This window comes from Vibrio sp. Hep-1b-8, assembly GCF_006124995.1.
Lineage (GTDB): Bacteria > Pseudomonadota > Gammaproteobacteria > Enterobacterales > Vibrionaceae > Vibrio.
In genome coordinates, this window is sequence record NZ_QEWN01000002.1 from 90,084 (window position 1) to 110,136 (window position 20,053).

Annotated in this window: 14 protein-coding genes and 1 pseudogene; 9 read left to right on the top strand and 6 right to left on the bottom strand. The window is 46.2% G+C overall.

Features of this window, described 5'->3' with window-relative positions:
* Positions 1–47: 47 nt before the first annotated feature.
* The 5 genes and pseudogenes from DA100_RS01155 to DA100_RS01175 form a co-directional block, all read right to left on the bottom strand.
* Positions 48–170 (bottom strand): annotated as a pseudogene (locus tag DA100_RS01155) (LysR family transcriptional regulator); the annotation flags it as partial.
* Between the two features lie 8 nt (positions 171–178).
* The gene (ppk2, locus tag DA100_RS01160) at positions 179–961 is read right to left on the bottom strand and encodes a polyphosphate kinase 2 (RefSeq protein ID WP_138970473.1); all 783 of its coding nucleotides are present in this window, start codon (positions 959–961) and stop codon (positions 179–181) included.
* A 60-nt stretch (positions 962–1,021) separates the two neighbouring features.
* Positions 1,022–1,768, bottom strand: coding sequence for a copper homeostasis protein CutC (locus tag DA100_RS01165; protein WP_138970474.1), 747 nt, complete (start codon positions 1,766–1,768; stop codon positions 1,022–1,024).
* Between the two features lie 139 nt (positions 1,769–1,907).
* Positions 1,908–2,210, bottom strand: a complete 303-nt coding sequence (locus DA100_RS01170; RefSeq protein ID WP_138970475.1) for a YebG family protein — start codon at positions 2,208–2,210, stop codon at positions 1,908–1,910.
* A 102-nt stretch (positions 2,211–2,312) separates the two neighbouring features.
* The gene (locus tag DA100_RS01175) at positions 2,313–3,206 is read right to left on the bottom strand and encodes a LysR substrate-binding domain-containing protein (RefSeq protein WP_138970476.1); all 894 of its coding nucleotides are present in this window, start codon (positions 3,204–3,206) and stop codon (positions 2,313–2,315) included.
* Positions 3,207–3,311: 105 nt separating this feature from the next.
* Here DA100_RS01175 and DA100_RS01180 point away from each other — a divergent pair, with 105 nt between their 5' ends.
* Entirely contained in the window at positions 3,312–4,286 is a 975-nt protein-coding gene (locus DA100_RS01180; RefSeq protein WP_138970477.1) for a TDT family transporter, read from the top strand.
* Here DA100_RS01180 and DA100_RS01185 read toward each other — a convergent pair whose 3' ends face one another.
* Positions 4,287–6,155 (bottom strand): sigma-54-dependent Fis family transcriptional regulator, encoded by a 1,869-nt coding sequence (locus tag DA100_RS01185; RefSeq protein ID WP_138970478.1) that lies wholly within the window; start codon positions 6,153–6,155, stop codon positions 4,287–4,289.
* A 344-nt stretch (positions 6,156–6,499) separates the two neighbouring features.
* Here DA100_RS01185 and DA100_RS01190 point away from each other — a divergent pair, with 344 nt between their 5' ends.
* The 8 genes from DA100_RS01190 (at position 6,500) to recB (ending at position 20,053) form a co-directional block, all read left to right on the top strand.
* Positions 6,500–7,588, top strand: coding sequence for an ABC transporter ATP-binding protein (locus DA100_RS01190; RefSeq protein ID WP_138970479.1), 1,089 nt, complete (start codon positions 6,500–6,502; stop codon positions 7,586–7,588).
* A gap of 5 nt (positions 7,589–7,593) precedes the next feature.
* Positions 7,594–8,694, top strand: a complete 1,101-nt coding sequence (locus DA100_RS01195) for an ABC transporter ATP-binding protein (RefSeq protein WP_138970480.1) — start codon at positions 7,594–7,596, stop codon at positions 8,692–8,694.
* Entirely contained in the window at positions 8,694–9,557 is an 864-nt protein-coding gene (locus DA100_RS01200; protein WP_138970481.1) for a sugar ABC transporter permease, read from the top strand. The genes DA100_RS01195 and DA100_RS01200 overlap by 1 nt, the downstream gene beginning before the upstream one ends.
* A gap of 16 nt (positions 9,558–9,573) precedes the next feature.
* Positions 9,574–10,392 carry a carbohydrate ABC transporter permease gene (locus tag DA100_RS01205; protein WP_138970507.1) on the top strand — a complete coding sequence of 273 codons (819 nt, stop codon included), beginning with the start codon at positions 9,574–9,576 and terminating at the stop codon, positions 10,390–10,392.
* Positions 10,393–10,403: 11 nt separating this feature from the next.
* Positions 10,404–10,676 carry a DUF2160 domain-containing protein gene (locus DA100_RS01210; protein WP_138970482.1) on the top strand — a complete coding sequence of 91 codons (273 nt, stop codon included), beginning with the start codon at positions 10,404–10,406 and terminating at the stop codon, positions 10,674–10,676.
* A 115-nt stretch (positions 10,677–10,791) separates the two neighbouring features.
* On the top strand, positions 10,792–12,510 hold the full coding sequence (locus DA100_RS01215) for an ABC transporter substrate-binding protein (RefSeq protein WP_138970483.1): 1,719 nt from the start codon (positions 10,792–10,794) through the stop codon (positions 12,508–12,510).
* A gap of 170 nt (positions 12,511–12,680) precedes the next feature.
* A complete protein-coding gene (gene recC, locus DA100_RS01220; protein ID WP_138970484.1) occupies positions 12,681–16,139 on the top strand; it encodes an exodeoxyribonuclease V subunit gamma in 3,459 nt (1,152 codons plus the stop codon).
* A gap of 296 nt (positions 16,140–16,435) precedes the next feature.
* Positions 16,436–20,053: an exodeoxyribonuclease V subunit beta gene (gene recB, locus DA100_RS01225; protein ID WP_138970485.1), complete on the top strand. Its 3,618-nt coding sequence runs from the start codon at positions 16,436–16,438 to the stop codon at positions 20,051–20,053.

Sequence of the window (20,053 nt, forward strand, 5' to 3'; positions counted from 1 at the left end):
AAGCACCTTTGCCAGCCCGTCAAGATGTGGAGTGATTGCGTTTGCCAACTGATGGCAGGCTGTGAGACAAACAGACGTTGCGAGGCCTTACGCATATTCAGTTCTTGCGACAGAACGAGAAATGTTCGTAACAGGTTTAAATCTAAGCTGTAAAACAGATCTTTTGCCATGCTATGCCTTAGTATTTCTCGGGAACGAAGGTTTGCTCTTCAAGTGGAGCTCGAATATAGCCTTCTTTGTTTAGTTCTGGTAGCTCGATCTTCGGGTAGGAAATTTCCTGATACTCAATTTGTTCAAGCAAGTGGCTGATACAATTAAGTCGCGCTCGCTTCTTGTCATCTGAAGGGACGACCCACCAAGGGCACGGCTTGGTATCAGTGTAAGCGAACATCTGATCCTTTGCTTCTGAATACTCTGCCCATCGGTTGCGAGACTCGAGATCCATTGGACTAAGTTTCCAGCGTTTGATTGGCGTATTTATACGTCCTAAAAAGCGTTTCTCTTGTTCTTCATCGGAAACTGAGAACCAGTATTTGAGTAGAATAATGCCCGAACGTTGCAGCATGCGTTCAAACTCAGGGCAAGATCTTAGAAACTCTTCATACTGGTCGGGAGTACAAAACCCCATCACCTTTTCAACCCCCGCTCGGTTGTACCAGCTTCGATCAAACAGAGTGATTTCGCCTGCTGCTGGTAGATGGGCAACGTAGCGTTGAAAATACCACTGAGTTTTTTCTTTTTCTGTAGGGGCCGGTAGGGCGACAACCCTACATACCCTAGGATTGAGTTTCTCAGTGATGCGTTTTATCACACCGCCTTTCCCTGCTGCATCTCGACCTTCAAAGATAACCACGACCTTGAGGCCTTCCTGCTTGACCCATTCTTGCAGTTTGACTAACTCGATTTGCAATCGTTGAAGTTCGTTCTCGTAGTATTTTTTAGTTAGTTTACCGTCGCCCATAGTGCACTCCTTTGTTATCAAAAGGTTAGCACTAGTTTTATCTGTATGAGAGTGATATGGCTAAGAACTGAGAGCTTTCACTACCTTTTCAATAGCTTCGCTACTTGTGACGGGAATAAGGTAATCATCGGTATCTTGATTGCCCATTTTGGTCTGATTGTTCTGGGTTTGCATTTTGCTAGGGCGAGTCGCTTTTCCGGATAGGTGGACTTCTCTAACTCGGGTTTGCATTGCGATGGATTGAGCATTTTCTGCGTTTAGCCCAGCGCCAGCCATGATGGAAATACGCCCATCAGCCAAGGTTACCATCTGTTTTAAAACGTCGATTCCAAGTTCGGCATTGGCTGCCAAACCTGAGGTGAGAATACGTTCACAGCCTAGTGAAACAATGTCTTCTATCGCTTGTTGCCAATCAACGCATTGGTCGATAGCACGATGGAAAGTGATTCCGAGTCCATAGATTTTAGCTTTGTCGGTTAATTGCTGAGCCGCGAGCATATCGATCTTGCCTTCAGGAGTTAGGACTCCAAGGACCACTCCTTGTAATCCTGCTTCTGCGGCGGCTTCGATATCCAGCAACATAGAGTCAATATCATCTTGCTCGTAAACAAAGTCTCCTTGTCGAGGGCGAATCATAGCGTAAACCGGAATCGAGGCTATTTGAGCCGCTTTATTCATCAGGCCGAAACTAGGCGTGAGACCACCCAAAGCGAGTGATGAGCAGAGTTCAATGCGGGTAGCACCGCCATTGATGGCGTAATGGAGGGATTCTAAATTATCAATGCAGACTTCGATATGGTATTTCATGGCTGTTGCTCATTTGGAAAGGTAAGGTCATTTTAGCAGTGCCATTGCAACATATTAGGGTAAACGTGGAAGTTTTTACTTCCCCTTAAAAAAACAAAACCCCAGCTTGAGGCTGAGGTTTCAAATCGGAATTGCTTGGTTACGCTGCGTCGTCTTGCGCTTCTTCGCTATCTTCAACAGCTTCAATCTTTTTTGATTGCTTTGGTGCTGGTTTACGCTTTGCACCAAGTGCATAGAGCACTTCTTCTTTGTTTTGTGCTAGGAACATGGCCAAGTCTTCTTGCTTGCCATCATCTTCTAGCAGTTCACTTTTACCCAATAGCTCAAAAAGCTCATCAGCCATATCGAGCATCTTGTCATATGCGTCAGCTTCCGCTTTAGAGGTAAAAGTCATTTTCTCTTCTCCGTTGCGTTCTACCACGTACTTGACGATTACAGCCATGGTTGGTCCTCTAACTCAAATTATTGAAAATATTTACTGTCTGTTTATACAGTTTTTAACCGATTAAGTCTAGGTTACTGACCAATTCTGAGATCCAAGTGGCTAGTCTTTGCGCCATTGATGACAATACTCAATAAAGGTTTTCAGCAGGGGACTTTGGTATTTTTCTTTGTGAACCAGTAGCCAGAAGCGGCGCTTCATATCGAGAGGTAACTGGAGTTCCACCACGCGACCATCTTTTAATGCTGGCTCTGCAGCCAGTTTGGAGAGGCAACCTAATCCCAATCCAGCAGAGACGCTATTGATCAAGGCTTCTGTGGTGTTGAGTTGGAATGATTCCTGCCAATGTTCAATTCTTGGGGCGATGACTCGTAGAAAAAACTCACGGGAACCGGATCCTGGCTCGCGTAGGATCCAATGGCTATTCTCTAGCTCACCAACGGTAATGACTCCTTGCTGTGCAAAAGGCATATTCGGTGCACAAATGACGCACATTTCATCGTCGCTGAACTGAGTTGAAATTAACTGAGGATGCAGTGTTTTCCCTTCAATCAGTGCCAGATCGAGTTCATAGTCGACCAGTTTTTCACAGATGAGTGCTGAGTTGGAGATAAATAGGCTTTGTGCAAGGTGATGGGTTTCGCGGCGAAAGTCGCTGAGTAGATACGGGGCAAGTTGGTTGCCTATGGTGTCACTGGCTCCAATTCTTAATTGGCCTGACAATGCCTGATTATTATCGAACAGCTGTTCAATATCTTGCGCACGCTCAATGATTTCATCCGCTAAAGGCAGTAGTTTCTGCCCCTCTTGATTGAGGATAAGTCGATTATTTACTCGATCAAATAGTGAATGACCGATCTGTTTTTCAAGTTCAGAGAGTGCCATGCTTACGGCCGCTTTAGACAAAAACAGCGCTTCAGATGCTGCCGTCAGGGTGTCATGCTGAGTGATGGCGATGAAGACCTTTAGTTGTTTCAGAGAGATGTTAGCGGCCATAAATTTGTGTTTAGTTTATCTGAACGTGTGTTCTAAATAATTAGATAGTTTCGAACATTTGGCAAGCGTAAACTGACCTCGAATTAAAGAGATTGTGAGGCAATAATGATTAAAGCAGCAAAAGCAAAAGTGATGGGTGCGCCTACTCCTATGGCGGGCTTAGCTCTAGGGATTGCCAGTTTAGGTTGGTGTTGGGAAAATGCCGCCCCTTTTAACGGTTACGCGCAGTGGTCTGGAGCCTTAATTGCCAGCGTATTGTTGTTGGTCCTCGCGGTAAAATTCTTGTTTCATCGCCACCTATTACGTGAAGATCTTGCTCACCCAGTTGTGGGCAGTGTGGTACCTACCTTCGCGATGGCGACTATGGTGGTATCGAACTCTTTGGGGCATTTTATTCCACTAGCGGGCGACATGTTATGGCTATTTGCAGTAGGGCTACATATCGTGTTTCTTACCAGCTTTGCTTACCATCGCATGCAGGATTTTGAGCTTCACCATATGGTACCAAGCTGGTTCGTTCCACCCGTGGGAATCATCGTTGCTGATGTCTCTTTTTCGGGCAATCCAGCATTGACTCAAATTGCTATGGGTGCGCTTATCTTTGGTATGTTGGCATATGCGATTATGCTACCTCTAATGATCTATCGTTTGATGTTCACGCATGAAATTCCTGATGCTGCGAAACCAACCATGGCGATTATGGCAGCACCTGCCAGCCTTTCACTTGCGGGTTACTTGACGGTCACGGCTGAGCCATCACCCGTTATCATTGGTCTTTTGTTTGGTATTGCAGTCTTGATGACAGCGATTATCTATCTGGCATTTATCAAACTACTTAGACTGCCATTTAGTCCAGGTTATGCCGCGTTCACCTTCCCAATGGTGATTGGTTCTACCGCTCTATTTAAACTCAGTGTGTGGATGGAGAGCGTCGGTATCACCAGTGAGTATGTTGCCCAAATTCACTGGCTTGCGGGTTTAGAGCTGGTGGTTGCAACCGTTGTCGTTGGCTATGTTGCACTAAGATACCTCGCTTTCTACAAACCAGTGAGTCACGCATTAGGTTTGGTCTCCCACTGATTAACGTACTCCTTGCTCTCTTAGCCGCTTATACAAAGTATTGCGGCTAATGTTCAAATCCTTAGCGGTCGCAGAGACATTGCGACCGTTTTGTTCATAAACCGCCATCCAATCTTCGCTGATTATGGTTTCTTGGCTGCGACTAGAAGGCAGACCGATGTGATGGTCTGGTGGAGAAAATACTTCGGGCTGAGACGGTTGCAAATCTTGTAAGAAATCATCAGGAAGATGTTCTACGCTAATGGTTTCATCGCCAGCCATCGCCAGCGCAATCTGAATGACACTAACCATCTGGCGAATATTTCCTGGCCAAGGGTGGGATTTGAACATCGACAACACTTCGAGACTGATGTTAGGTGCCTCACCATCTAGGGCGTATTTAGCCAGTAAAAACTTCACTAGGGCTTCTTTGTCTGTTCGCTCTCTTAGTGAAGGCAATGAGAGGTTCAATCCGGTGACTCGGTAGTAGAGATCTTGTCGGAAAGTGCCTCTTTCAACATCTTGTTTGAGGTTGCGGTTAGTGGCAGAGACCAGTTTGAAGTCGACAGGATAAGAGGTCGTAGAACCAAGAGGTGTTACCTTACGCTCTTGTAGAACACGCAACAGGCGCGCCTGAACATTCATAGGCATATCGCCCAACTCATCTAAAAACAGTGTCCCTTTATCAGCTTTGCGGATCAGGCCTATATAGCCCTTATTGTTCGCTCCCGTGAAGGCGCCTTTGTCATAGCCAAACAGTTCTGATTCGACTAACTCGGCAGGAATTGCGGCACAGTTGACTGCAATCATCGGAGCATGTTTACGTTCGCTGGATAAGTGAAGCGCATTGACGAATACTTCTTTGCCGACGCCCGTTTCGCCATGAATCAAGATAGGGATGTCGGTATTGAGAATACGGCTCGATTGAGCGATGGCTTTCGCCAGCCTTGGATCGCCCATGTTGAGTCGCTCTAAGTCTAGAGGTGCTTTGGCGTTTTTGAGATCGCTTTTGGCAGCCGATTTACGATAATCGAGTTGACGTCCTTTAGGCACTTTAGGCGGTGTAATAATGCCAAAAAAGCTAAAGCGAGAGTGGGTTGTGATTGCTGCTGGATTAAAAGGCGGGTGGGATAGTAACTGCTCCAGCCTTATATCAAAGATCTGATCTAAACGCTGAAGTGCCAGATCTTGCCCTAAGACCACTTCGGCTCGACGGTTGGCAGAAATGATCACACCTTGTTCATTGAACACCAAGAGGGAAGACCACTGGCTATCAATATTTTCCGCTGAAGTGTTAAACCACAAAAGATAGTGTTCTGCTTGAAACTTGGATGCAATTAGTTGATTTTCAATCGCCTGGGACATCAGCTTTACCATACCTAGAGTGTGCGCGGTTGGCATGTAGGCGTCACTGGATATCGAGAGCACTCCGGCCATTTTTCTGTCTGCATCAAATAATGGGGCAGCGGAGCCCGTCATAAAGCGGTTAGACGTTAAGAAGTGTTCATCGTGAAACACTTGAACAATGGAACCTGTCTCTAGTGCTGTACCAATTGCGTTGGTGCCAATCAGGTTTTCCTGCCAGTTAACGCCATTCTGAAAGACTTGAGGCTGCCGTTGCGAGAAGAAACGCTGTTCACCCCAACTGTTCAACACTTGTCCATTGGTGTTCGCTAATGTGATCAGGCAGTTGCTGTTGGCGAGTAAGCTGTCATAGAAGGGCAGGACCTTTTGCTGGGTAGTGGTTAATAGCCCTGAATGCTCTTCAAGGGTATGGCTAAAGGCCTGACCGGTCTCCATTTCAATTATTGGATGACTATTGTGAACGAGCCCCGCCTCCCGGCATCTTTGCCAGGATCGCTCAATCATAGATAGATGTGTTTTGTCCATAGTCTTGACCACTTGCAGCGTTAAATTGGCCTGAATTAAGTCATTATTCTAATTGTTCGTATGTGAACGTTAATGATCACAAACGCTCATCTAACATATCACTTCCATGAACACATTGAACATCAACTGAACACATTTTATTAACAAATGTTACAGGGGTCTCATATGCGAAATTGCTAATAAACCAAGTGCCTTACTGACTTGTTCATCAAAATATCTTTATGTTTAAAGGGCTGTAAGACGATATGTGAATTTTTTGTTGCTTATTTGTGTAAGTTGGCACGACTCTCGCTGTAGTGAGCAATATCGAAAAAGATTGTTGTTCGAATGGTAAGGAGTTTTTAGTGTCATTAACACTTGAGCAGGTAAGCAAATATGTTGACGGAGATATGCATATCTCTGATGTCAACCTCACTTTTGAGCCGGGCTCGTTTAACGTGTTGCTCGGACGTACGTTAGCGGGTAAGACCTCTTTAATGAGGCTCATTGCAGGGCTGGATCGTCCGACTTCTGGGAAGATTTTAGTCAATGGTATTGATGTGACGGGCGTGTCGGTACGCGACCGTAACATCTCAATGGTTTACCAACAGTTTATTAATTATCCCAACCTGACTGTGTTTGAGAACGTGGCTTCGCCTCTAAGACTTGCAGGGATGGCAGATAAAGAGATTCAGGAACGCGTTTATGCGACAGCAGAAATGTTGCGCATAACTGAACACTTAAACAAGTATCCACTAGAGCTATCAGGTGGTCAGCAACAGCGTACGGCTATGGCAAGAGCTTTGGTAAAAGATGCAGAGATCATTCTGTTCGATGAGCCATTAGTGAATCTTGACTACAAATTGCGTGAAGAGTTACGTCAGGAGATGCGCGAGCTATTTCAGACCAGACATACGATTGCTATCTACGCGACGACCGAACCGAACGAGGCACTTGCACTAGGAGGTACGACGACCATTCTTCATGAAGGAAAAGTGATTCAGTCTGGTCCAACCGCTTCTGTTTACCATCACCCAGACAATGTGGACTCCGCGACCCTATTTAGTGAACCGCCGATCAATCTTATTGCTGGGGAAATAACCTCGAACGAAGTGACGTTCGATCAAAGTGCACATTTCCCGTTAAATCAGTCACTAAGTAAATTGGAAATGGGTCATTACCAGTTTGGGATTCGGCCAAGTCATCTGAGCTTGCTGCCTAAAAATGATGATGATGTTGAGCTCACCGTTCAGGTTGAAGTGGCGGAAATCAGTGGCTCTGAAACCTTCCTTCACGTGCGCAACGCTCATCTCGATATGGTGCTGCATTTACCGGGCGTTCATAGCTACGACGTTGATGAGACGATCAAAATCTACATTCCAATCCACAAATTTTATGTCTTCGGTATGGATAACAATCTCATCCATGCCCCGATTCGTGATGTTAGGGGATAGCGTTCATGGTTCAAATTACACTTAATTCACTGGCTCACACCTATGATAAGAAGCCCACGTCGTCTTCGACTTATGCCATCAAAGAGATGAACCATGTTTGGAAACAAGGAGGAGCCTACGCGTTACTAGGGCCTTCTGGTTGTGGTAAATCCACTTTGCTCAACATCATTTCTGGCTTAATGAGCCCATCTCAAGGGGATGTGATGTTTGATGATGTGAGGGTGAACGAACTTCGTCCTCAAGATCGCAATATTGCTCAGGTTTTTCAGTTTCCGGTGATTTACGACACCATGACGGTGTACGACAACCTTGCATTCCCACTGCGCAATATGAAGGTTCATAAAGCCAAAATACATTCCAAGGTGACTGAAATCGCAGAGATTCTGGAGCTGACTAATGTGTTGTCTAAAAAAGCCCAGCATCTCACGGCGGATGAAAAACAGAAAGTCTCTATGGGGCGTGGTTTAGTTCGAGATGATGTTTCGGCGATTCTGTTTGATGAACCGTTAACGGTTATCGATCCACAACTGAAATGGAAGCTGCGCCGCAAGCTCAAACAGATTCATCAGCAGTTCAATATCACTATGGTCTACGTGACTCATGACCAACTTGAGGCGTCCACTTTCGCTGATGAAATTGCCGTGATGTACAACGGTCAGATTGTTCAGTTTGGAACACCGCGTGAGTTGTTTGAACGACCAAATCACACCTTCGTTGGTTACTTCATTGGTAGCCCGGGGATGAACTTAATGGAAGTCACTCCAACGGAAAATGGCGTTCGGTTTGATGATGTAGAAGTGCCACTATCTGAATCTTACCGCCACGCCATCTCTCAGGCAGGGAGCGATAACATCAAAATCGGCATTCGACCTGAGTTTGTCCACGTATGGGAGAAAGGTAATGAGTCGGCGTTGAGCTGTGAAGTGCTCCATGTCGAAGACCTTGGTACCTACAAAATCGTCACCTTGCAATTGGGTTCTAAGCAGATCAAAGCACGCTTACAAGAAGATCAGCCGGTGCCTGATAAACACGCTTATATCAGCTTCCCAGAGCAATGGACCATGCTGTATGTCGATGAATTTTTAGTCAATGTAGGGGAAGAGTAATGGATAAGGTTTCAAACAATAAAGCATGGTTTCTTGTCCTGCCAGTGTTTGCGCTGGTGGCTTTCAGTGCCATTGTTCCTCTTATGACCGTAGTGAACTACTCGCTACAAGATATCTTTGACGCCAATACGGCTTATTTCGTCGGCACGGAGTGGTATCGTGAGATTCTCAATGATGAAAGGTTGCACGGTGCACTTTTGCGCCAGTTTGGATTCACTTTTACCATTCTGCTCATCGAAGTACCGCTAGGTATCATCGTTGCTTTGACCATGCCAACCAAAGGTCGCTGGTCTGCTTTTTGCCTAATTGTACTGGCCATTCCTCTGCTGATTCCGCTTAACGTGGTAGGGACCATTTGGCAGATCTTTGGCCGTGCAGACATCGGTCTGTTTGGTTGGGCTCTCAATGGTATGGGGGTGGATTACAACTACGCAGGCAATCCAATTGATGCGTGGTTGACCGTGATTCTGATGGATGTCTGGCACTGGACTTCATTGATAGCACTCCTGTGTTATTCGGGGCTGCGCGCGATTCCGGATGCGTACTATCAAGCTGCGAATATCGACCGAGCATCGACATGGTCAATCATTCGTTACATTCAGCTACCTAAGTTAAAGAGCGTTCTTCTGATCGGCATTCTGATCCGATTTATGGACAGCTTCATGATTTACACCGAACCGTTTGTTTTAACTGGCGGTGGCCCTGGTAACTCAACCACATTCCTCAGTCAGACACTCACCAAAATGGCGATTGGTCAGTTTGATATTGGTCCGGCTGCGGCATTCTCGATCATCTACTTCCTGATCATCCTATTGGTGAGCTGGGTGTTCTACACCGCAATGACGCACGGTGAAAGCAAGTAAGGAAACAACAATGGCGATGACAAAATCAACATACACCCGATACACACAGATCGTCGGGCTAGCGTTCTACATCATCTGTTTGATGCTGCCAATTTACTGGCTGCTCAACATGTCTTTTAAAGAAAACCAAGAGATATTAGGAAGCCTGAGCTTCTTTCCTGAAAACTGGACGTTTAAGAACTATCAGACCATTTTCTCCGACTCTAGTTGGTATATGGGGTACGTCAACTCGATCATCTATGTAGTGATGAATATGGTTATTACCTTAACGGTTGCGTTGCCTGCTGCTTATGCGTTCTCTCGTTTTAAGTTCGTCGGTGATAAGCACCTGTTCTTCTGGCTGTTAACCAATCGTATGGCACCACCAGCCGTGTTCTTGTTGCCATTCTTCCAGCTTTACTCTTCGGTTGGTTTGTTTGACACCCATATCGCGGTCGCATTGGCGCACTGTCTGTTCAATGTGCCTCTTGCGGTATGGATTCTGGAAGGTTTTATGTCGAGTGTTCCCCGCGAAATCGATGAGACCGCTTACATTGATGGTTACAGCTTTCCTAAGTTCTTCATCAAAATCTTTTTGCCGATGATCCGTTCGGGGATTGGGGTCTCGGCTTTTTTCTGCTTCATGTTCAGTTGGGTCGAGCTGTTGCTTGCTCGTACGCTGACATCCGTAGAGGCCAAGCCAATTTCAGCTGTTATGACTCGAACCGTGAGCGCGTCGGGTATTGACTGGGGTGTGTTGGCTGCGGCTGGGGTACTGACCATCTTACCGGGTATTTTGGTTATCTGGTTCGTTAGAAATCATGTCGCGAAAGGCTTCGCGTTAGGTCGAGTATAAGGAGAAACATTATGGCTTGGATGGCATGGACTACACCTTCAGCACTGTTCTTCCTAGGAATAGCTCTGATCTTGCTTACGATGACGGTTCGAGAAATTCGTACACCATGTATTGAGCGCAAAGGATTCCTTCCGATCACAACCACTCGTGGTGATCGGCTGTTTATCGGTTTATTAAGCTCCGCTTTTATCCACTTGGGATTTATTGGGTTTACTGAACTGACAATTTGGGTGCCATTTACGATCTGCGTAGTTTGGCTGGGTACGGTTTTGAAATGGGGATAACAACAACTGACTGACATGTGCTCCTGACCAAGCTGACAGTAAGCCATAGTCATAGGGTCATGAGCGTAATCAATAACGTAAGAGACAGAATACTCATAACTGGAGTTACACAAGAATGAAAAAGGATATCAAAAAGTCTTACCTTGCACGTAGTTTGGCGCTGACATTTGCGCTTGCTGCAATCTCTCCTGCTGCATTGGCTGATATAGCAGCAGCGAAAAAGTGGATGAGTGAAGAGTTTACTCCTTCGACACTGTCGAAAGAGGAACAAACGCAAGAGATGCAGTGGTTCATTGATGCTGCTAAGCCTTTCCAAGGTATGGAAATTAATGTTGCCTCTGAAACCATCACAACGCACGAGTATGAAGCGAAAGTTTTGGCGAAAGCATTTTATGAAATTACCGGAATTAAGGTGAATCATGACCTAATTCAAGAAGGTGACGTCGTTGAGAAACTACAAACTCAGATGCAGACTGGCCGTAACATCTATGATGGCTACATTAACGATTCCGACTTAATTGGTACTCACGTTCGTTACGGAAAAGTTGTACCTATTTCAGACTTCATTGCTGGTGAAGGAAAAAGCGTTACTAACCCATATTTGGATTTGCCTGATTTTATTGGTTTGGATTTCACAACGGGGCCTGACGGTAAATTGTATCAACTTCCTGATCAGCAGTTTGCGAACTTATACTGGTTCCGTGCGGACTGGTTTGAGCGCGAAGATCTAAAAGCCAAGTTTAAAAAAGAGTACGGCTATGAACTCGGTGTTCCATTGAACTGGTCTGCGTATGAAGATATTGCAGAGTTCTTCACCGATAAAGTGAAGACTATCGATGGTGAGCCTGTGTACGGACACATGGATTACGGTAAGAAAGATCCTTCTCTAGGTTGGCGTTTCACTGACTCATGGTTCTCAATGGCTGGTGCTGGCGATAAGGGTATTCCAAATGGTCTACCGGTTGACGAGTGGGGCATTCGTATTGAAGGCTGTAAACCAGTCGGTTCAGATGTCGCTCGTGGCGGTGCAACCAATGGCCCAGCCGCAGTGTATGCGACAACTAAATACGTAGACTGGCTCAAGCAGTACGCACCACCAGAAGCTCAGGGCATGACGTTTGGTGAAGCAGGTCCAGTTCCGGCGCAAGGTTCCATTGCTCAGCAAATCTTCTGGTACACCGCTTTTACTGCTGACATGACCAAACCTGGACTACCGGTCGTGAATGAAGATGGTACGCCAAAATGGCGTATGGCACCTTCGCCACGTGGTCCTTACTGGGAAGAAGGCATGAAGCTGGGTTATCAGGATGCAGGTTCTTGGACATTCCTAAACAGCACACCACTTGACCGCCGTCAGGCAGCGTGGTTATACGCTCAGTTTGTGGTATCGAAATCAGTGAGTTTGAAGAAAACGCTGGTTGGTTTGACTCCAATTCGTGAATCAGACATCAACTCTGATGCTATGACAGAAGTTGCGCCGAAACTCGGCGGTTTGGTTGAGTTTTACCGCAGTGATGCACGTAAGCAGTGGACGCCAACGGGAACCAACGTTCCTGACTATCCGAAGCTAGCACAGCTATGGTGGCAATATGTTTCTGAAGCGGCAAGTGGCGAGAAAACGCCTCAGGAAGCATTGGATGGTCTAGCGCAAGCACAAGACCGTGTACTACAGCGTCTAGAGCGTAGTGGTGCACAAGGTGAGTGTGGTCCGAAACTGAATGAGAAGAAAGATCCACAGTACTGGTTGTCGCAACCTGGTGCGCCTAAAGCCAAGCTGGCTAATGAAAAGCCACAAGGCAAAACGATCGCTTACAAAGATCTCATCGCTCAATAATTAGCTCTCTAACAATGAGTTGATAATTTCTTCCTCCTACCCGCTCTTGTCTGTCTAAGGCTTGAGCGGGTATTTTGATTCGAGCCAAATCATACGCTTATAACACTCTCGAAATTTAGCTGCATGTGCTAGTCTCACCCTAGTTGCGGCATTAATAGTGTGAGTGTGTTTTGTTTACTGTCTACCATTCCAATCAAGTGGATATATTAAAATCCTTACTTGTCGAGCTTGTACGGCTTAACCCTTTGTCAAACCCATTTGAGCAAGAGCAGATCTTAGTTCAGAGCCCGGGGATGTCTCAGTGGCTAAAGATGGAGCTAGCCAAGGAGTTTGGAGTGGCAGCGAACATCGAGTTCCCTCTGCCAGCTACTTTTATTTGGAATATGTTTACTCAGGTTCTACCTGACGTACCCAAACGCAGTGCATTCAACAAAGAGTCAATGACTTGGAAATTGATGCTGATTTTGCCTGAGTTACTCGGGCGCGAGGAGTTTGAACCACTCAAACACTATTTAGAGCAAGATGATGACAAATCTAAGCTCTATCAGTTGTCTGAAAAAATAGCCGATATTTTTGATGGCTATCTCGTCTATCGTCCAGAATGGATAGCCGCTTGGGAGGCTGGGCAGACGGTGTTTGAACTCGAGGACGAACATCCGTGGCAGCCTATCCTATGGCAGGCACTTTATGATCATACGGTCGCTCTTGGTCAGTCGCCTTACCATCGTGCCAATCTTTATGAGCACTTTATTGATACCTTAGAAAGCAGCCAGGCGAGTTTTGATCATCTGCCAAAACGCTTATTTGTGTTTGGTATCACTTCTTTGCCTCCGCGCTATATGGATGCGTTAAAAGCTATTGGTGAGCATATCGACGTTCATCTGATGTTTACCAATCCTTGTCGTTACTACTGGGGAGAAGTGCGAGATAGAAAATTCCTTGCTCGTTTAGCGGCTAAGCATCGTAAGCATGTGGTATGGAATCAGGATCACTCCGAACAGCATGGCGAAAGCGAACAGTTAAAAGGCGGTCTAGAAGAGAACGTCATCGACGAACTGCATACCGACGCGGTTGGCAATAGCCTGTTGGCTTCTATGGGTAAGTTGGGGCGCGATAACATGTATTTGTTGTCACAGCTTGAATCGAACGAGATCGAAGCTTTTGTTGATATCGAACGAGATAGTCTACTTCACCATCTACAAGCGGATATTCTCAATCTGGAAGAGCACCAGAATGACCAGCAACTAGAGACCAGTACACACAAGCAAGTCATCGTTTGGGAAGATAAGTCGCTGACCTTGCATGCTTGTCATAGCCCGATGCGTGAGGTAGAAGTGCTTCATGACCAGCTATTAGCGATGTTCGATTCAGATCCGGCGCTCAAACCACGCGATATTATTGTTATGGTGTCGGACATTAATGCCTATAGCCCTGCGATACAGGCGGTATTTGGGAATGCTCCGGGCGAACGATTTATTCCTTACTCAATATCCGACCGAACCGCAGATCAAGAAAGTCCAATCCTTAATGCCTTTATGCAGTTGGTTAACTTACCGAATACTCGTTGTTTGGCGTCAGAGCTGTTGGAATTACTCGAAACTCCAGCAGTACTAGCACGATTTGAATTAAGCGAAGATGAGTTTATTTTAGCTAAGCAGTGGGTTGAGGAATCAGGTATTCGTTGGGGATTGAACGCCTCCACGAGTGAGGAATTTGAATTGCCGGCAACCGAACAAAATACATGGCAATTCGGCATTGAGCGTATGTTACTTGGTTACGCGATGCCAAATAGCGCTGGTTTGTTTGAATCTCAATCAGGAACGATCGCCCCTTATAATGAAGTTCAGGGCATGGGAGCCGAGCTAGCGGGTAAGCTGGCGCACTTTATTGAAACCATCAGCGATTATCGCCAACAACTGCAAACCACCCAGTCAATTGATCGCTGGCGTGAAGTCCTCACCTTGTTGCTCGATGATTTTTTCTTGGTCGAGTTGGAAGGTGAGGCAGCATTGAAATCGATTCGAGATACTTTGGCCAATCTTAAAGAGCAACTTACTGATGCCGCCTTTGAGCAAACCTTAGCGCCAGCGATCGTGGCTCAGTATCTACACAATAAACTCGCAGGAACGAGAGTCAGTCAGCGCTTCTTAGCTGGACAAGTCAATTTTTGTACCTTGATGCCGATGCGCTCAATTCCATTTAAGGTTGTCTGTTTGTTGGGGATGAATGATGGTGTTTATCCTCGTTCAATGCCCGCAGAAGGTTTCGATCTAATGAATGGTCGAACCAAACCAGGCGATCGTTCTCGTCGTGACGATGACCGCTATTTGTTCCTTGAAGCAATACTTTCAGCGCAGCAAACGCTTTACATTAGCTACGTTGGCCGTTCGATTCAGGACAATACTGAGCGCGTCCCGTCGGTATTGGTGTCTGAGTTAACAGAATATTGTCAGCAAAACTATTGTTTGGAGGGCGATGAGTCGTTGCCTAGTGATGCGTCTGGAGTTGGGTTACTTCGTCGGTTGATTCACCGCCATTCTATGGTGCCATTTAGTGCCAGTGCATTTGTCGGTCAACAGCCAAGCTATGCCAAAGAGTGGCTGCCCGCTGCAAATAGACAAGGTCAAAGCGGTAGTGAGTTTAACCGTCAGCTTGAGGATTATCTGCTCGATGCCACTTATCCGTTGGAATTGGATTTGGTTGAGTTGCAGCGTTTTTGGCGTTTACCTGTTCAGTATTTTTTCAATCGCCGTTTGAAAGTAATATTTGAACCGCCACTGCCTGTTATGGAAGATGACGAGCCTTTCGTACTGAATGGTCTGCAAAGCTATCAGATGCGTGATGGTCTGCTCGATAGTTTGCTGAAGCACCGACTGGCAGGTGAACAAGATTCACAAACCGTTATAAAACGCTTTGTTGAACAACAACGTGCTCAAGGCAAGCTGCCAGTAGGTGCGTTCGGTGATATTGAATTTGAAACCAATCGCGTTCAGGCTGAAGAATTGGTCGAGAAATTAACTTTCTTATGTGGTGCTGAACATGAGGATTTGGAAATTAAACTCAGCTTCGATGTGCTGGGAGAGGATAAACTCGTCAACCTTACTGGCTGGCTGACCCAACACTATCAATCTGGATTGATCCGCTACCGTAGCGGAAGCATTCGTGCTCAAGACTACCTCGCCGCGTGGATTGATCATCTCTCAATGTCAGCGATGGGTATAAATAAGCCCACTCACATGATTGGCTACGATCGTAAAGAGGGCGTGGTTCATCTGGTTTACCCAGCCGTCAATGATTCGACATATGCTAAGTCACTATTAGCTGAATTGATCCGTCTGTTCTATCAGGGTATGACGCAGCCGTTGTGCTATTTCCCTAAAACCGCCTTAGCGTGTGTTGAAGCGGGTTTTAGCCGTGGTAATTGGGTAGACGATGAAGAGAAGTCGCTGAAAAAAATGGCGGACACATTTAATGACAGCTTTATGGCTGCTGGTGAAGGTAATAATTCTTATATCGCGCGAGTTTGGCCGAACTGGAGTAACGAGCTGGCAGCACAAGTACGAATGATGAGTGCATTGGTGCTTCAGGCTCCGCGCTTAACCGCAAAAAATCGTGAAGATGTTGAGTGATTGATAGTATGAGGAAAGTAGGTGGCCGCCAGTAAATCATTATTGTGTAGGGCGTTCGCTGTACGGCCACAGGTCAGAGGGACCATGATTCGGTTGGTTGTTCACAAGTGCGGTTAAATCCAAAGTTAACGTCACTTGTTCAACACATGTCGCGGATACTAGCGGTTAGAACAATCTTCTGCCGTGAGAAAGATCCCATAAAGTCCTAACTATTTAGGCGTTTAACGTAATTACAATCATTTTTAAGTCTAGATCACACTTGGATCTTGGGTTTTGATTAGAAAGGTAGAATTTTTATGACAGCAACGTCGATGGTGACCCCGCTAAATGCCATGACTTTTCCTTTGCACGGTGCCCGGCTTATCGAGGCATCGGCGGGTACGGGTAAGACATTTACCATCGCTGGCTTATACCTCAGATTGCTTTTGGGTCATGGTGATCCAGAAACCAAGCACCAAGTCCCTTTAACTGTTGATCAGATTTTAGTGGTCACTTTTACGGAAGCGGCTACGGCAGAATTGCGCGATCGTATCCGTGCGAGGATTCATGATGCACGATTGGCGTTTGCTCGAGGGACAAGTCATGACCCTGTGATCCAACCTCTGCTTGAAGAGGTTCATGATCATAAGCAGGCGGCTGATATCTTGCTTCAAGCCGAGAGGCAAATGGATGAAGCCGCGGTCTATACCATTCACGGTTTCTGTCAGCGTATGCTGACCCAAAATGCGTTTGAGTCAGGCAGTCGATTTAATAATGAGTTTGTCACGGATGAAAGCCACCTTAAAGCACAAGTGGTTGCTGACTATTGGCGGCGAAATTTTTATCCACTGCCACTGAACTTGGCGGGTGAAGTTCGTCGACTATGGAACGCTCCTTCTGACCTGCTGCGCGATATCAGTAACTATTTAACGGGAGCACCGTTAAGCCTTTCGGTTAAAGCGATGAGTGGCACGCTGGCGGATCTGCATAAGCAAAATCTTGAACGTATTGATGAGTTGAAACAGTTGTGGCGAAGCCATCAGGATGACCTTTTTGCCATCATCAATGATTCTGATGTGAATAAACGCAGCTACACCAAAAAATCCCTGCCAGCGTGGCTGGAAGAGGTCAACCATTGGGCTGCGTCCGATACCACGGGCTACGACTCTCCAGACAAGCTGGAGCGTTTTTCTCAGCAGGTACTGTTTGATAAAACGCCAAAAGGGCGGGCGCCAGAGCATCTTGTATTTTCGGCGATCGAAGAATTTGTTGCCAATCCGATCACTCTTAAAGCGCCGATTCTTGCTCATGCAATAGAGCATTGCCGTTCTATGCTGGCAAAAGCGAAGCAGCAAAAACAGTGGTTATCGTTTGATGACCTGTTAACTAATCTCTCTGCTGCCATTGATAGCGATGAATCAGAATTGCTTGCGGAGCGTATTCGGACGCTATATCCGGTTGCGATGATTGATGAGTTTCAGGATACCGATCCTCTGCAATACAGTATTTTTAGCCGAATTTATTTGAACCATCCACAATGTGGGTTGTTCATGATCGGCGATCCTAAGCAGGCCATTTATGGTTTCCGTGGCGCTGATATTTTTACATACATCAAGGCTCGTAAGCAGGTTTCGTCTCACTTCACCCTCGGAACCAACTGGCGTTCAAGCGCAGATATGGTGGCGGCTGTAAACCAGATTTTTGAACTACCGACCAGTCCATTTATTTATGATGAGGACATTCCGTTCCTTGCGGTTAATCATAGTCCTAAAGCTCAAAATCGCACTTGGCTCATTGGTGACCAAAAGCAACCTGCGCTGACCTATTGGCTGCAAGACGCTGACGATAAACCGCTACCGAAAGGTGAGTATTTGCAAGCTATGGCCAAAGCCACGGCTGACCAGATACAGTCAGTACTAACGGCGGCGCAAGAGCAGAGGGCTTACTTCGTTGATGGCGATAAGCAGCATCTGATACAGGCCGGTGATATAGCGGTTCTAGTTCGCACAGGTAGCGAAGGTCGCATGGTTAAAGAAGCGCTAGCCAAGCAGGGCATAGCGAGCGTGTACCTTTCGAACCGTGACAGCGTTTTTACTTCTTTGATCGCACAAGATATTCAGCGTTTGCTGCAAGCTGTACTTACACCTGAAAATGACCGTGCCTTGCGTGCCAGTCTTGCTTCAGAAATTTTTGCTCTTGATGCCGGAACACTCGACAAGCTCAATAATGATGAGAATGAGTGGGAAAGTGCGATCAATGAATTCAAAGAGTATCGCAAGCTATGGAGTCAGCGTGGTGTGCTACCCATGCTGCGCAGTGTGATGAGTAAGCGTCATATTGCCGAACGTATGCTCGAAGAAGAGGTGGGTGAGCGCAATCTTACTGACTTAATGCATATTGGCGAGCTCTTACAACAGGCGAGCCAAGAGTTGGAAAGTGACCACGGTTTGTTGCGTTGGCTCGCTCAGGCAATCAGTGACGCGCAAAATGGTTTGGGAGGCAGCGAGGAGCAAATTCAGCGTTTGGAGTCAGAACGCAACTTGGTGCAAATCGTGACGATTCACAAGTCAAAAGGTCTTGAATATGATCTTGTTTTCTTGCCTTTTGCTATGAGTCATCGAGAAGCAAGTGAAGCCAAGTATTACGATGCTAAGCAAGATCAAACCATTTTAGATATCGCTAAGCAGGATTCGTCGCTTGCTCAGGCCGACAAAGAGCGTTTGGCAGAAGATCTGCGTTTGATATACGTCGCCTTAACTCGTGCGGTTTATGGTTGTTTTATTGGCACGTCTCCGTTGAGAAATGGGCGTTCAACCAAAGAGCCTACGGGGGTTCACAATAGTGCGATGGGGCATTTGCTTCAGGATGGTCAACAGGGCGGTATACAAGATTTAACCATAGCTATTCAAAAGCAAGTGGATGGATTGAATTGCGTTGTGCTTTCAGCGTTGCCCCAACAGCATTCACAACCGTTTAGCTTACTAAATGAGTCTCAACATTCACTGACAGCCAGTGAACTGAGCCATGAGATTGATCGTAACTGGCGGATTACCAGTTATTCAGGATTGGTAAAGCAGGGCTCTCATCATAGCGATGAAGCCTTCACTGATCTGATGCACCTCGATATTGATTCTTCCGATGAACAGGATCAAGACGAGATTGCCGACCCAGAAATGTCGATTTTTACTTTTCCGCGAGGAGCAAGACCTGGCACCTTCTTACATACCTTATTTGAAGAGGTTGAGTTCACTCTGCCTGCGACCAGCGTTGAAAACAGTGAAATTATTCTCCAGCTATTAGAAAGTGAGCAGTTAGACATCAATTGGCTGCCTGTCCTTCAGCAACTTATCGATACAGTGTTAGCGACACCTTTAGATGGTAAATCTTTGTTACTCAAACAAAAAGGCCCTAATCAACGACTGGTTGAGATGGAATTCTTATTACCGATTGAAGTGCTTTCGGCTCCAGCACTTAACCGAACGATTCAGCGCCATGATCCGCTGTCAGCCAAAGCGGGTGACCTCGGTTTTCACACCGTTCAAGGTATGTTGAAGGGTTTTATTGACTTGGTGTTTGAACACCAAGGTAAGTATTACGTTCTTGACTGGAAGTCGAATCACCTTGGCGATGAGGTGAGTTTCTATCACGGCGATGCATTAAGAACGGCAATGGCCGATCATCGCTACGATCTTCAATATCAGATTTATGCTTTAGCACTGCACCGTTTTTTGCGCAGCCGTATCGCCAACTATGATTATGAGCAGCATTTTGGTGGAGTTTACTACCTGTTTTTGAGAGGTATGGATGGCGCGAGTGACCATGGTGTATTTAGTGCCAAACCGAGCTTGGAGTTTTTGACCGATATGGACAAACTGATCGATGGTGAAGCGATTGATGTGAAGCAAAATAGCGCAGGCCAGATGGAGTTACTTTGA

What these genes read in the sequence shown, in the direction of transcription:
- ppk2 (WP_138970473.1), bottom strand. Translation starts at nt 961, where the DNA reads ATGGGCGACGGTAAACTAACTAAAAAATACTACGAGAACGAACTTCAA.
- DA100_RS01165 (WP_138970474.1), bottom strand. Translation starts at nt 1,768, where the DNA reads ATGAAATACCATATCGAAGTCTGCATTGATAATTTAGAATCCCTCCAT.
- DA100_RS01170 (WP_138970475.1), bottom strand. Translation starts at nt 2,210, where the DNA reads ATGGCTGTAATCGTCAAGTACGTGGTAGAACGCAACGGAGAAGAGAAA.
- DA100_RS01175 (WP_138970476.1), bottom strand. Translation starts at nt 3,206, where the DNA reads ATGGCCGCTAACATCTCTCTGAAACAACTAAAGGTCTTCATCGCCATC.
- DA100_RS01180 (WP_138970477.1), top strand. Translation starts at nt 3,312, where the DNA reads ATGATTAAAGCAGCAAAAGCAAAAGTGATGGGTGCGCCTACTCCTATG.
- DA100_RS01185 (WP_138970478.1), bottom strand. Translation starts at nt 6,155, where the DNA reads ATGGACAAAACACATCTATCTATGATTGAGCGATCCTGGCAAAGATGC.
- DA100_RS01195 (WP_138970480.1), top strand. Translation starts at nt 7,594, where the DNA reads ATGGTTCAAATTACACTTAATTCACTGGCTCACACCTATGATAAGAAG.
- DA100_RS01200 (WP_138970481.1), top strand. Translation starts at nt 8,694, where the DNA reads ATGGATAAGGTTTCAAACAATAAAGCATGGTTTCTTGTCCTGCCAGTG.
- DA100_RS01205 (WP_138970507.1), top strand. Translation starts at nt 9,574, where the DNA reads ATGACAAAATCAACATACACCCGATACACACAGATCGTCGGGCTAGCG.
- DA100_RS01210 (WP_138970482.1), top strand. Translation starts at nt 10,404, where the DNA reads ATGGCTTGGATGGCATGGACTACACCTTCAGCACTGTTCTTCCTAGGA.
- DA100_RS01215 (WP_138970483.1), top strand. Translation starts at nt 10,792, where the DNA reads ATGAAAAAGGATATCAAAAAGTCTTACCTTGCACGTAGTTTGGCGCTG.
- recB (WP_138970485.1), top strand. Translation starts at nt 16,436, where the DNA reads ATGACAGCAACGTCGATGGTGACCCCGCTAAATGCCATGACTTTTCCT.